At 64.7% G+C, this 12,893-nt stretch carries 11 protein-coding genes; all 11 read right to left on the bottom strand.

Annotated features, from left to right (window positions below; genetic code table 11):
- Positions 1 to 30: 30 nt before the first annotated feature.
- The 11 genes from trpB to pbN1_RS03520 all read right to left on the bottom strand — a co-directional run bounded on the left by trpB (position 31) and on the right by pbN1_RS03520 (position 12,866).
- A complete protein-coding gene (gene trpB / locus pbN1_RS03470) occupies positions 31 to 1,242 on the bottom strand; it encodes a tryptophan synthase subunit beta (RefSeq protein WP_169202450.1) in 1,212 nt (403 codons plus the stop codon).
- The gene (locus pbN1_RS03475; RefSeq protein WP_169202451.1) at positions 1,229 to 1,852 is read right to left on the bottom strand and encodes a phosphoribosylanthranilate isomerase; all 624 of its coding nucleotides are present in this window, start codon (positions 1,850 to 1,852) and stop codon (positions 1,229 to 1,231) included. The genes trpB and pbN1_RS03475 overlap by 14 nt, the downstream gene beginning before the upstream one ends.
- Positions 1,853 to 2,647 (bottom strand): tRNA pseudouridine(38-40) synthase TruA, encoded by a 795-nt coding sequence (gene truA / locus pbN1_RS03480; RefSeq protein ID WP_169202452.1) that lies wholly within the window; start codon positions 2,645 to 2,647, stop codon positions 1,853 to 1,855. It lies immediately after the preceding gene.
- Positions 2,644 to 3,243, bottom strand: coding sequence for an energy-coupling factor transporter transmembrane component T (locus tag pbN1_RS03485; protein WP_169202467.1), 600 nt, complete (start codon positions 3,241 to 3,243; stop codon positions 2,644 to 2,646). The genes truA and pbN1_RS03485 overlap by 4 nt, the downstream gene beginning before the upstream one ends.
- 63 nt (positions 3,244 to 3,306) lie before the next feature.
- A complete protein-coding gene (locus pbN1_RS03490) occupies positions 3,307 to 6,207 on the bottom strand; it encodes a motility hub landmark protein FimV (RefSeq protein WP_169202453.1) in 2,901 nt (966 codons plus the stop codon).
- Positions 6,208 to 6,442: 235 nt separating this feature from the next.
- Entirely contained in the window at positions 6,443 to 7,576 is a 1,134-nt protein-coding gene (gene asd, locus pbN1_RS03495) for an aspartate-semialdehyde dehydrogenase (protein ID WP_169202454.1), read from the bottom strand.
- A gap of 27 nt (positions 7,577 to 7,603) precedes the next feature.
- Positions 7,604 to 8,656, bottom strand: coding sequence for a 3-isopropylmalate dehydrogenase (gene leuB, locus pbN1_RS03500; RefSeq protein ID WP_169202455.1), 1,053 nt, complete (start codon positions 8,654 to 8,656; stop codon positions 7,604 to 7,606).
- 36 nt (positions 8,657 to 8,692) lie between these two features.
- Entirely contained in the window at positions 8,693 to 9,334 is a 642-nt protein-coding gene (gene leuD / locus pbN1_RS03505) for a 3-isopropylmalate dehydratase small subunit (protein ID WP_169202456.1), read from the bottom strand.
- 67 nt (positions 9,335 to 9,401) lie between these two features.
- Positions 9,402 to 10,811 carry a 3-isopropylmalate dehydratase large subunit gene (gene leuC, locus pbN1_RS03510; protein WP_169202457.1) on the bottom strand — a complete coding sequence of 470 codons (1,410 nt, stop codon included), beginning with the start codon at positions 10,809 to 10,811 and terminating at the stop codon, positions 9,402 to 9,404.
- A gap of 82 nt (positions 10,812 to 10,893) precedes the next feature.
- The gene (locus tag pbN1_RS03515) at positions 10,894 to 11,709 is read right to left on the bottom strand and encodes a M48 family metallopeptidase (protein ID WP_169202458.1); all 816 of its coding nucleotides are present in this window, start codon (positions 11,707 to 11,709) and stop codon (positions 10,894 to 10,896) included.
- Positions 11,706 to 12,866, bottom strand: coding sequence for an MFS transporter (locus pbN1_RS03520; RefSeq protein ID WP_169202459.1), 1,161 nt, complete (start codon positions 12,864 to 12,866; stop codon positions 11,706 to 11,708). Before pbN1_RS03520 ends, pbN1_RS03515 begins: the two co-directional genes overlap by 4 nt.
- Positions 12,867 to 12,893: the final 27 nt, after the last annotated feature.

A 12,893-nucleotide genomic window follows, 5' to 3' on the forward strand; every position in this document is an offset into this window, starting at 1 on the left:
GAATGCGGGCCGCGAGTCGACCCGTCAGGGTCAGAACTGGATGCCGGATTTCTCGGCGACGGTGTGCATGTCCTTGTCCCCGCGCCCGGAGAGATTGACCAGCAGGATCTTGTCCTTCGGCAAAGTTGGCGCGAGCCTTGCCGCATAGGCCAGCGCGTGCGACGACTCGAGCGCGGGAATGATGCCCTCCAGGCGGCACAGGTCATGAAACGCCTTCAGCGCCTCCTGGTCGGTGACGGTCACGTACTCCGCCCGGCCGCTGTCCTTGAGCCACGCATGCTCGGGTCCGACGCCCGGATAATCGAGGCCGGCGGAAATCGAATGCGTCTCGATGATCTGGCCGTCGTCGTCCTGCAGCAGGTAAGTCCGGTTGCCGTGCAGGACGCCGGGTTTGCCTGCGGTGAGGCTGGCTGCGTGCCGGCCCGATTCCATCCCCTCGCCTGCCGCCTCGACGCCGATCAGGCGCACGTCGGGCACGTCGATGTACGGGTGGAAGATGCCCATCGCGTTCGACCCGCCGCCGACACAGGCAATCACGCAGTCGGGCTGCCGTCCCGTCATCTCCGGCATCTGGAGCAGGCATTCCTTCCCGATGACGGTCTGGAAATCGCGCACCATCAGCGGATACGGATGGGGGCCGGCAACGGTGCCGATGATGTAGAACGTGTTGTGGACGTTCGTGACCCAGTCGCGCATCGCCTCGTTGAGCGCGTCCTTCAGGGTTTTTGAACCGGATTCGACCGGCACCACCGTGGCGCCGAGCAGTTTCATGCGATAGACATTGGCAGCCTGCCGCCTGACATCCTCCGACCCCATGTAGACGACACATTCCATGCCGTAACGCGCGGCAACGGTCGCGGTGGCAACGCCGTGCTGCCCCGCGCCGGTTTCGGCGATCACCCTCGGCTTGCCCATGCGCCGTGCGACCATCGCTTGGCCGATGCAGTTGTTCACCTTGTGTGCGCCGGTGTGGTTCAGGTCTTCGCGCTTGAGGTAGATTTGTGCGCCACCGAGCAGGTCGGACCAGCGCCTGGCGTGGTAGATCGGGCTCGGGCGGCCGACATAGTGCTTGAGCTCATACTCGAACTCGGCGATGAACGCCGGGTCGTCGCGGCAGGCTTCGTATGCGGCACGCAGTTCGTCCAGCGCCGGTATCAGCGTCTCGGCAACGAAGACGCCGCCGTAAGGACCAAAGTGACCGCTCGGGTCGGGAAAACGGTAAGGCGCGTCAGCCATCTGCATGTCGAACTCCAGCGATGAACGCGGCGATGCGCGCCGCGTCCTTGATGCCCTTGCCCGATTCCACGCCGCTCGACACGTCGACGGCCCACGGCCTGACGCGACGGATGGCCTCGCCGACGTTGTCGGGATCGAGTCCGCCGGAAAGGATCAGAGGTTTGTCCAGGCCTGCAGGAATCAGGGTCCAGTCGAATACTTTGCCACCGCCTCCGTAGCCTTCGACGAACGCGTCGAGCAGCAACCCGGAGGCCCCCGGATGGCAAGCGGAGAATTCTACCAGATCGACCCCGGGACGCACCCGCGCCGCCTTGACCCACGGACGCCCGTGCCGGGCGCACTCGCGCTCGTCTTCGTCACCGTGGAACTGGAGTAACTGCAGCGGGACACGGCGCAGCGCCGCGGCGACGAAAGCCGGCTCGGGGTTGACGAAAAGTCCTACTATCGTGACGAACGGCGGGACGAGCGCAGCGAGTTCTGCAGCCGCCTCGAATGACACGAAGCGCGGACTGGGCGGATAAAATACCAACCCGATCGCATCGGCGCCAGCCTCGACCGCAGACCGGACATCCTCGGCGCGGGTCAGGCCGCAGATCTTGATACGGGTTCGGGCCACTCAGACGAAAGGAATACGAGGAACGACGATGATACGCCCTTCACCCGGCAGAGACCAGTGCAGGGCATACTCGACGCCGCACAGATAAAGGCCGTCAGCGGGAAACGTCAGCGCGGCGAGGCTGCGGTCACGGGCAGCGAGCACTTCCGCGAGCCAGGCGGCCGAATGGCGCCCCTTGCCGACGTACACCAGGGCGCCGACGAGGTTGCGCACCATGTGATGGAGAAAGGCATTGGCCCAGAAATCGAACACGATGTAGTCACCGGCGCGCTGCACCCGAACCTCGTGCATCAGTTTGACCGGCGACTTGGCCTGGCAACCCGCGGCGCGAAATGCGGAAAAGTCGTGCCACCCTTCGAGGCAGCGCGCCGCTTCGGCCATGGCGATCTCGTCCAGCGGCGGATGGAACCATCCGACACGGCCGGCGAGAAGCGCGGGCCTGACCGGTGAATTGTGCAGGATATATCGGTAGCGGCGCGACACCGCGCAAAAACGCGCATGGAATTCGTCACTGGCCTCGGTCGCCCAGCGTACGACGACCGGCGAAGACAGGCGGCTATTGACACCGCGCACCCAGCCGGAGTTCGGCCTGACCGATTCGGTGTCGAAATGCACGACTTGCGCCGTCGCATGAACGCCGGTGTCGGTGCGGCCGGCGCAGTGGAGACGCACCGGATGTGCGGCAATATGTCCGATCGCGGCCTCCAAGTGATCCTGCACCGTCCGCCCATGGGCCTGGCTCTGGAAACCCTCGAACGCATTTCCGGCATATTCCACGCCGAGCACGATTCTCACTTCACAATCCCCAGCAAGGCCACGCCCATCGCGATGCACAACGCCGACACCACGATCTCCCGCAAGCCGAAGCGCTCCCGGGCGATGCTGATCGTCTCCTCCGACGGATTGTCGGCCTCGTCGAGCCAGTGCGTCCAGCCGTGCTCGGCCCCGGTTTCGACGTAACGCATGACGAGCAGCAGGCGAACCGCGAGCCGGCTCGCCGGCAGGCTGGCAAACTCCAGCGGCCGTAACAGCGCATACAAACCGCTGACGAGGCGATCGACGGAAAGCCGCTGGAGCAGGATGGCGACGCAAAACACGACTGCGACGAGCCGCCCGCCATGCTGCGCGGCCAGCAGCACGCCTTCCACAGTCGGGCTCAGCATGGGCCAGTCCGCCACAAGCGCCTCACCCGGCGTAAACCCGGCAAAAAAGACGACGATTGCGAGCAGCAGGAAGCGCACTCGCCGCACAAGGCGCCAGCTGCGCTCCGGGGCAAGCGGCGATGCAACGAGCCCGCTCGCGATCACCGCGGCCAGGAGCCATACGCCGGAGAGGGTCTGTATGACCGTAACGCCGGCGGCCCATATCAGTATCAGTAATCCTGCGTGCATGCCAAAACCGCTTTGCAGGGGAGGCGGTCGGGCAATAGCGGGAAACCGCGACGCGCACTGCAATCAGACAAGCTGCTCGAGCAGGCGTTTCCCCGCTTCGCGCTGGGCGAGCGAGCCTTCGCGCAGCACCTCGTCGATCAGTTCGCGCGCGCCTTCCTTGTCGCCCATCTCCTCATAAGCCCGTGCGAGTTCAATCTTGGTATCGACTTCCTGGATCGCCTCGTCGCTCAACGTTCCGCCCGCCGGTTGCGGAACGTCCAGCAGTTCGTCAAGAGTGATGCTCGACGGGTCCAGCGCCGGGACAACGCCCGAGGAATCCATGCTGGCATCGTCGAAGTTGAAATCGAAGTCGAGAAGGTTGCTGTCGAATGTCGTTTCCTCGGGATCCTGAGCGGCAAGACTTGTGTCGCCGGAAGCTTCACCGGAAATCAGCTTTGTCGCTTCGAGATTGAAATCGGTGGTCCCGGCATCCGGCACCGGTTCCTCGATATCCGGCGGAAGATCGAAGTGGGTGTCCGGCATCAGCGCCGGCAGGTCCGCGCCGCTGTCGCTGACGAGCGTTGCACTCAGAAGTGCTTCAGCCGCTGACGGACCGCCGGCTTCACCGAGAAAATCAAGATTCGGAGCCGGGTCGCTCGGCAACGGGGAGTCGACTGCCGCGCCGGCATCCTGGTCGGCGCTCGCAGGCGCGGCTTCGCCCCCCCACGGGAGGCCGACATCCAGGTCGAAATCAAGTGCTGCAGCATCGATCTCCGGCAATGCATCGAAGACGACCGGATCGAGCTCGGTTGCATCCAGTGTGATGTCGCTCGCGTCAGCGCCCGGTTTGTCACCGGTTTCGCCGGCGGGGATCTCCCACGGATTCTTCAACAGCGCCGATTCGGTTTCGGCGGACAGCGGATCTGCTGGCGAAATATCGCCCACGTCCTGGGAATAGGTGGTGAAATCCAGGTCCCTGGACTGATCGAAATCCGGGGAGGTGTCGCCGGCTTCCGCCGCCACGGTACCAAGCCCGGCGCCCACCGCCGCGAAGGGGAGCGTGTCGGTCGCGGTCGCGCCTTGCCGAAGTTCGGTAGCGGCGGTGCGGGAAGCCGCGGTCGATGCGCCGTAGAGCGGATTGTCCGGATCGATCCTCCGGCCCATCTCCGCCGCTTTCTCCCAGTCCTGCCCCACGCCCCCGGTACGGGAATGAAGTGCCGACGCGGTGGCTTCGAACTGCTTCAGACTGTTGCGCTGGGCATAAATTTCGAGCAGTTTCAGCGGTATCGCAAGGCGCGAAGTGTCTGCCTTGAGCGCATCGAGGAGTATTTCCTCCGCCTGGGCATCCCGTCCGTACGCCATATATACATCGGCCTCGGCAACGGGATCGACTCCCTCGTCGGTATCGATTGCGGAGAGGCCGGACTGGCTGAAATCGGTGTCGAGGATGCTGCCGTCCCCGGTGTTCACGTTCTGCCCGCCGGCCGCGCCGAAGCCGGCGCCCGCAGCGAGTGGCAACTCGCTCATGATTCCCAGCGCGTCGCGGCTCTCCTGCTCCCCCTTGCGCCGTTCGCGGACCTTGATTCCGGCATAGCCGAGAAGCAGCACGAGAATACCGCCCCCTGCCGCGAGCAGCTTCGGATCGTCAGCGAGGCCCTGGAGAAAATCGGGTTCGACGACCGGCGCCGCAACTTCCGCCGCCTTTGGTGCCGGAAGCGGCACTTCGGGTTTCGACTCCTCTGCGAGCGGTCGCGAAGCCTGAGTCTCCACAGCCGGCTGTGGTGCACTTGCGACCCCGGCCGGCGCCGCTGCCGCCGGTTCATTCGCCTGCGACGCACCGGGACCAGCGCCGTCCGGGGTACTGCCGCCAGCCCGCTGCTGCAGTTCTCCGAGGCCCTCGCTTCGAATTTCCAGCAGTTGCTGCATTTCGCGGATGCTGGCCTCGAGGGCGGCGAGCCGGCTGTTCGCCTCCTCCAGTGCCTTGTCGCGGGCGACCAGTTCTTCCTCGAGCGACTGAAGCCGGGCAAGACGTGAAGACTCGACGGCCAGCGCCTGGGCCGCCGCCGGATTCAAGGGAGCGGACACTTTTACCTGATCGCCGCCTACCCCCTGCCCCGCGGGTTCGTCGACTCTTGCCACGATCGCGCCGGCGCCAGCCCGAGACGCCGGCGGTTCGCTTGCTGCGGCGCGTGCGGCAACGGTTCCGGCCAACCGTTTTCGATAGGCTTCGAAATCGGCTGCCTGGGCGACGACTTTCCGGTGCGCCTGGGCTGGTTCCACTGCACTCACGGCCGCCCCCGAGGGAACCTTGAGAATTGCACCGGCCCGCATCCGGTTTATGTTCTCGCCCTCGAACGCGTCGGGATTCTCTTGGAATAGTGCAACCAGCATCTGGTCGAGGCTCGCGCCCGGGGGACGATGCGCTTCGGCGATTCCATGCAGCGTATCGCCGCGCCGTACCTCGTGCCGGGCAGGGGGGGCCGACGTGTCGGAAAGCGGCGGACGTGATGGCGGCGCAGCGCGCTGCGTCCCTGACGGCGCCGCGACAGTCGGGGCCGCCACCGGCGCCGCCACGACTGCAGGCGGCGTTCCTGCCGGAGCCGGATCGAGCAAGAACGTGTATTCGCGAATGACACGTCCGGAAGCCCAATCAAGCTCGATAAGTAAATCGACGAACGGGTCACTGAGCGGGCGGTCGCTCGAAATGCGCACCACGGCGCGGTTCCCGCGGCTCTCCACCGCGAGCTTCAACGCGTTCATGATGGAGGAATATGGCAGGCTCGCTTGCCGAAATGCTTCCGCCGACGCAATCCTGGCGGTCAGCGACTGCATCTCCTGCGACGTCGCGTTGAGTTCGACCTCTGCCCTGAGCGGCTGGCCGATGGCACTGAAAACGTTGATCGGACCAAGTCCGGCAGCGTGACTGCCGGAGGGAAGCGTGGCGATCGCGGCTGCGACCAGGGAAGCCTTGAGCGAGGTCTTCATAGCTGTATATCATCCGCACCCTGCAAGGGCACCAAGCTGCGTGGAAGATGGCGTCGTGGACGTGAGCGAGCGTTCGCTATGCTTCGCGCAATCTAACATTTTGTTTCAATACTGGCAGCAATTCTCTGAATGCCGAGGCAATTCACCAACGAACGCCTCCCCGAACAGCGTTCGTGACATGCAGGAGACGAATTGGGCCGGACCCACGTCAGGGCGCGATTCCCGGCCGGCAATTTCACTGCGACAGCAGGATTCGCAGCATGCGCCGCAGGGGCTCGGCTGCGCCCCAGAGAAGCTGGTCGCCGACGGTAAAGGCGCCCAGGTATTCGGGCCCCATTGCCATCTTGTGCAGCCGCCCCACCGGAACGCTGAGCGTCCCCGTCACCGCGGCTGGCGTCAGTTCCCGTTCGCTGATCTCGCGCTCGTTGGGAACGACCTTCACCCAGTCGTTGGCCGTGCCGATGATCTCGCCGAGTTCATCCAGCGGCACATCCTTGCGCAACTTGATGGTCAATCCTTGCGAATGACAGCGCATGGCACCGATGCGTACGCACAGTCCGTCGATCGGCACGCTACCGACGCTGCGGAACGGCGGGTTGCCGAGTATCTTGTTGCATTCCGCCCCGCCCTTCCATTCCTCCTTCGACTGGCCGTTTTCCACCGGGACGTCGATCCACGGGATCAGGCTGCCCGCCAGCGGCACGCCGCGGAAATTTTTCACCGGAAAATCGGCCGAGCGCATTGTCTCGGCGACTTTGCGGTCGATGTCGAGGATTGCCGATGCGGGGTCGGCCAGTTCGGCCCGCACCGCGTCGTGCAGCACCCCCATCTGGCTGAGAAGTTCGCGCATGTTCTGCGCGCCCGCGCCGGACGCGGCCTGATAGGTCATCGCCGAGACCCACTCGACGAGTCCGTGGCGGAACAGTCCCCCGAGGCCCATCAGCATCAGCGACACGGTGCAGTTGCCGCCGATCCAGTCGCGGCCGCCCTTCGCGAGCGCATCCTTGATGACGTCGAGGTTGACCGGATCAAGGACGATCACCGCGTTGTCTTCCATCCGCAGCGCACTCGCCGCGTCGATCCAGTGGCCCTTCCAGCCGGCCGCCCGCAGCTGCGGATACACGGCTTTCGTGTAGTCGCCGCCCTGGCAGGTGATGACGATGTCCATCTGCCGCAGCATGTCGACGTTCATCGCGTCCTGCAGCGCCAGCGGCGCTTCCCGGCCGCCGAAAGCCGGGGCTTTTCCGCCGGCCGCGGACGTCGAGAAATACACCGGCTCAATATCGGCGAAATCCCCCTCCTCGACCATCCGCTGCATCAGCACGGAACCGACCATGCCCCGCCAACCGACCAGACCTACCTTGTTCATTGCCTTCACCTCGAATTGCCAGAAATCTCAGAGTGCCGCCAACACGGCGTCGCCCATTTGCTTCGTACCGACCTTCGTCGTGCCCGGCTCGAAAATGTCGCCGGTGCGCAGGCCCTGCGCCAGCACCTTCTTCACCGCATTCTCGATGCGGAGCGCCGCATTTTCCTGATTGAACGTGTAGCGCAGCATCATCGCCACGGAAAGGATCGTCGCCAGCGGATTGGCAATGCCCTGGCCGGCGATGTCGGGCGCAGAACCGTGCGACGGCTCGTACAACCCCTTGTTGTTCGCGTCCAGCGAGGCCGACGGCAGCATGCCGATCGAGCCGGTGAGCATCGAGGCCTCGTCGGAGAGGATGTCGCCGAACATGTTGCCGGTGACCATCACGTCGAACTGCTTCGGCGCGCGCACGAGCTGCATTGCGGCGTTGTCGACCAGCATGTGGCTGAGTTCGACGTCCGGATACTCGGCGGCCAGCTCGATCATCACGTCGCGCCACAGCTGCGTCGTCTCGAGCACGTTCATCTTGTCCACCGAGCACAGCCGCTTGTTGCGCTTGCGTGCGGCCTCGAACGCGACGCGGCCGATGCGGCGGATCTCGGACTCGGTGTAATGCATCGTGTTGAAACCGAAACGCTCGCCGTCACGAATCTCTAGCCCACGCGGCTGGCCGAAATAGATGTCGCCGGTGAGTTCGCGCACGATCAGGATGTCCAGCCCTGCCACCACCTCGGGCTTCAGCGACGACGCATTCGCGAGTTCGGGGTACAGGATCGCCGGACGCAGGTTCGCGAACAGGCCGAGATCCTTGCGGATGCCCAGCAGGCCGCGTTCCGGGCGCTGTTCGCGCGGCAACGTGTCCCACTTCGGTCCGCCGACCGCGCCGAGCAGCACCGCGTCCGCCTCGCGCGCGAGCTTGCGCGTCGCCTCCGGATACGGATCGCCGGTCGCATCGACCGCTGCGCCGCCCAGCAGGGCCTCTTCCATCTCAAACTTCAGGTCCAGCGCCTCGATCACGCGCACCGCCTCGGCCGTGATCTCCGGCCCGATACCGTCACCCGGCAGAATGCAAATCTTCATCGGCAAACGTCTCCTGCTATGCCCGGCCGGTCCGGCTCAGGCGACAAAATAATAAGGATGGTCGGCGCGGCGCTTCTCTTCGAAGGTGCGAATCCTGTCCGCATGCCGCAGCGTCAGGCCGATGTCGTCCCAGCCGTTGAGCAGGCATTCCTTGCGGAACGGATCGACCTCGAACGCGATCGTCTTGCCGTCGGGACGCGTGATCGTCTGCGCGGCGAGATCGACCTTGAGCCGATATCCGTCGGTGGCCTCGCACTGCCGGAACAACTCATCGACTTCCTGTGCAGGCAGCACGATCGGCAGCAGACCGTTCTTGAAGCAGTTATTGAAGAATATGTCGGCGAAGCTCGGGCCGATCAACACCCGGAAGCCGTAGTCTTCGAGCGCCCAGGGGGCATGCTCGCGCGAACTGCCGCAGCCGAAGTTGTCGCGCGTCAGCAGTATCTGCGCCCCTTCGTAGCGGGGCTGGTTCAGCACGAAGTCCTGGTTTTTCGACCGGTTCGCACAATCCTGGCCGGGTTCTCCGTGGTCCGTATAGCGCCATTCGTCGAACAGGTTCGGACCGAAGCCGCTGCGCTTGATCGACTTCAGGAACTGCTTCGGGATGATCGCGTCGGTGTCGACGTTCGCGCGATCGAGCGGGGCAACCCGCCCGTTGAGTTCGGTAAACGACTTCATGATCTCACCACCTCTGGATGGCCTCGCCATCCTTTCGAAATATTCATACCCTGCGCCGCGGCAACGATCACGCAAGTTCGCGCACGTCGATGAAATGGCCGGTGACCGCTGCCGCAGCAGCCATCGCCGGGCTGACGAGATGCGTCCGGCCGCCGGCGCCCTGCCGGCCCTCGAAGTTGCGGTTCGACGTCGAGGCGCAGTGTTCGCCGGGCTCGAGCCGGTCGGCATTCATCGCGAGGCACATCGAACACCCCGGCTCGCGCCACTCGAATCCGGCTGCGAGGAATACCTCGTGCAATCCCTCGGCCTCGGCCTGACGCTTGACCAGACCCGAACCGGGAACGACCAGCACGCGCTTGACGCTCGGCGCCTTGCTGCGCCCCTTCGCGACCGACGCGGCCTCACGCAGGTCCTCGATGCGGGAATTGGTGCAGGAACCGATGAACACCTGATCGACCGGAATCTCGCTGATCGGCGTGTTCGGCGCGAGGCCCATGTATTTCAGCGCACGCTCGATCCCCTCGCGCCTGACCGGATCGTCGACGCTGGCCGGATCGGGCACGCGCCCCGAAACCGTCTCGACCATCTCCGGGGAAGTCCCCCACGTGACTTGCGGCTGGATCTGCGCGGCGTCGAGTTCGACGATCTTGTCGAATTTCGCGCCATCGTCCGTTTTCAGCGTGCGCCAGTAATCCACCGCCTGATCCCACGCCTCCCCTTTCGGCGCCAGCGGCTTGTCGCGCAGGTAGTCGATCGTGGTCTGGTCGACCGCGACCAGACCGGCGCGCGCGCCCGCTTCGATTGCCATGTTGCAGATCGTCATCCGGCCTTCCATCGACAGCGCGCGGATCGCGCTGCCGCCGAACTCGATCGCGTAGCCGGTTCCGCCCGCGGTACCGATGCGGCCGATGATCGCCAGCGCGATGTCTTTGGCCGATACGCCGCGGCCCAGTTCGCCGTCCACCCGGACCAGCATCGTCTTCGAACGCTTCTGCAACAGGCACTGGGTCGCGAGCACATGCTCGACTTCCGAGGTCCCGATGCCGTGGGCGAGACAGGCGAATGCACCGTGCGTCGACGTGTGGGAGTCGCCGCACACGACCGTCATACCGGGGAGCGTCGCGCCGTTCTCGGGCCCGATCACATGGACGATGCCCTGGTGCGCGTCCCTGAAAGGAAAATAGGCCAGCGCACCCACCTCGCGGATGTTCGCGTCCAGCGTTTCGACCTGTTGACGCGAGACGGGATCGAGAATGCCCCGTTCCCAGTGGTCGGTCGGTGTGTTGTGGTCGGCCGTCGCGACGATCGAGCTGACGCGCCACGGCTTGCGCCCGGCAAGCTTCAGGCCTTCGAAGGCCTGCGGGCTGGTCACCTCGTGGATCAGATGGCGATCGATATAGATCAGCGCCGTGCCGTCCGCCTCCTGGTGAACGACGTGACTGGACCAGAGCTTTTCGTACAGCGTTTGGGCTTCCATCCCATGCATTCCGTGGAAAGAAAAGGGATTGATTATTTCACAGGGGAGACAGCGTGAATAGCCGCGGTCCGAAAGGCCTTCCTCATCGTTTGGCCGCCTCGTACAGCGGCATCACCCGCGCTGCGTATTCGGCCAGATCCTTCTGGCGGTTGGCGTGGGCGGGGTGAGTCGACAGCCATTGCGGGGGCGAACCGCTCGCGCGCGACGCCATTTTGTCCCACAGGCGCACCGCCGCGCGCGGATCATAGCCGGCCCGCGCCGCGAGTTCGACGCCGATACGATCCGCCTCGACTTCGTGCAGGCGCGAATTGGGCAACTCGAAGGTCACCTTGGCCACCATGCCCATCAGGTCCTGTCCGACCTCGCCGACGCCCAGCAAGGCTCCCGCGACGGAAATACCCAGACCGGTCGCCATCGCTTTCGAAACCTGCTCGCGCGAATGCTCGCGCAGCGCGTGCGCGATCTCGTGCCCCATCACCGCCGCGATTTCATCGTCGCTCAGCTGAAGCTGCTCGATCAGTCCCGAGTAGATCGCCATTTTGCCTCCGGCCATGCACCATGCATTGAGCTGGTCGGAGTTGAGCACATTGACCTCCCACTCCCAGTCGCCGGTATCCGGACGAAATGCCGTCGCCTGCGAAATCAGCCGGCTGGCGATCGCACGGACTCTCGCCACCTGCCGCGGATCGCGATTGAGCGCGTTGTTCTTGCGCGCCTCGGCCAGCACCTCGGCGTATTGCTTGCTCGACGCCTGTTCGACCTCCTCGGCCGAGACCATCATCATCTGCCCGCGCTCCACGCCCACCGTCCCGCCGCGCGTGGTTTGCACCGTCTGACATCCGACCGCGATAAAGCCGGCGATCAGTGCCGCGATGCAATGCCTCAATCCGTTTTTCACGCTGCCTCTCCTTTGCTCGTTTCCAGCTTCGGGCGCCACCCGCGCAGCAACCACAGCAGGCCGCCCAGGGCAAAACCGGAGCCGAAAGTATAGGTCCAGGCCGGCCCGATCGTTTCCCACGTAAAACCGCTCAGCAGCCCGCCGAGCATGCCGCCGGCACCGAAGGAAATGCTCCCATACAACGCCTGCCCTCTCGATTGGAGCTTGCCGGGAAACCAGAGGTTCACTGTCGCGATGGCTGCGGCATGATAGGCGCCGAAGGTCGCGCCGTGGAGCAGCTGCGCGAGCACGAGGACGCCCAGCGACTCGACTCCCCAGCCGATCAGTGCGAAGCGCAGCACCGCGCAGGCGAAAGCGAAAATCAGGATGGTGCGCATCGAAAACGACCGGGTGATGCGGGGCATCAGCATGAACACCCCGATCTCGGCGAGCACGCCGAGCGTCCACATCCAGCCGACGAGGGCCTTGCTGTAGCCGTGATCAACGAGATAGATCGAATAGAACACATACAGCGCGCCATGTGCCGCCGACATGAAGAAGCAGGCGCCGAAAAGAGCCTGCACTTCGGGCCGGCGCAGCGTGTCACACAAGCGCGCGGTCTCGCAGTGCGGCGCCGGAACGCGGGCTTCGGGCAGCGTGAGCGCGCACAGCGCGATGCCGCCCAGCACCAGCGCGGTCATCCACAGCACCGAACCGAGCGGCAGGAAATCCAGCAGGTAACCGATACCGAGCACCGCGACGATGAAACCGATCGATCCCCACACCCTGACGCTGCTGTAACGGCTTGCCTGCGGTCCGAGATGCGCAAACGTCAGGCTCTCGACCAACGGCAGGGCCGCGCTCCAGAAGAAAGCCATCAACGCCATCGCGATGAACAGCCCGTCGAAACGCGTCGTCACGAAGAAGACGCAGAATCCGGCAAGGCTGGCGATCGCCGACAGCCTGATGATGAACAGGCGTCGCCCCGGATGCTCGGCGAGCCAGCCCCATACATTGGGTGCGATCACGCGCATCACCTGCATCAGCGACATCAGGATCGCGATATCGGTTGCAGAGAGCGAGATCGACTGGAGATAGAGCGTGAAGTACGGCGAAAAGGCGCCGACGAACGCAAAATAAAAAAAGTAGTAGGCGGACAGGCGCCAGTACGGCAACACGGATGCGCCCTAGCTCCGGCGCCGGGC

It is taken from the genome of Aromatoleum bremense, assembly GCF_017894365.1.
GTDB lineage: Bacteria > Pseudomonadota > Gammaproteobacteria > Burkholderiales > Rhodocyclaceae > Aromatoleum > Aromatoleum bremense.

Bases quoted from the DNA above. Each gene is read 5' to 3' on its own strand.
- trpB (WP_169202450.1), bottom strand. From the start codon at position 1,242: ATGCAGATGGCTGACGCGCCTTACCGTTTTCCCGACCCGAGCGGTCAC.
- pbN1_RS03485 (WP_169202467.1), bottom strand. From the start codon at position 3,243: ATGCACGCAGGATTACTGATACTGATATGGGCCGCCGGCGTTACGGTC.
- pbN1_RS03490 (WP_169202453.1), bottom strand. From the start codon at position 6,207: ATGAAGACCTCGCTCAAGGCTTCCCTGGTCGCAGCCGCGATCGCCACG.
- asd (WP_169202454.1), bottom strand. From the start codon at position 7,576: ATGAACAAGGTAGGTCTGGTCGGTTGGCGGGGCATGGTCGGTTCCGTG.
- leuB (WP_169202455.1), bottom strand. From the start codon at position 8,656: ATGAAGATTTGCATTCTGCCGGGTGACGGTATCGGGCCGGAGATCACG.
- leuD (WP_169202456.1), bottom strand. From the start codon at position 9,334: ATGAAGTCGTTTACCGAACTCAACGGGCGGGTTGCCCCGCTCGATCGC.
- leuC (WP_169202457.1), bottom strand. From the start codon at position 10,811: ATGGAAGCCCAAACGCTGTACGAAAAGCTCTGGTCCAGTCACGTCGTT.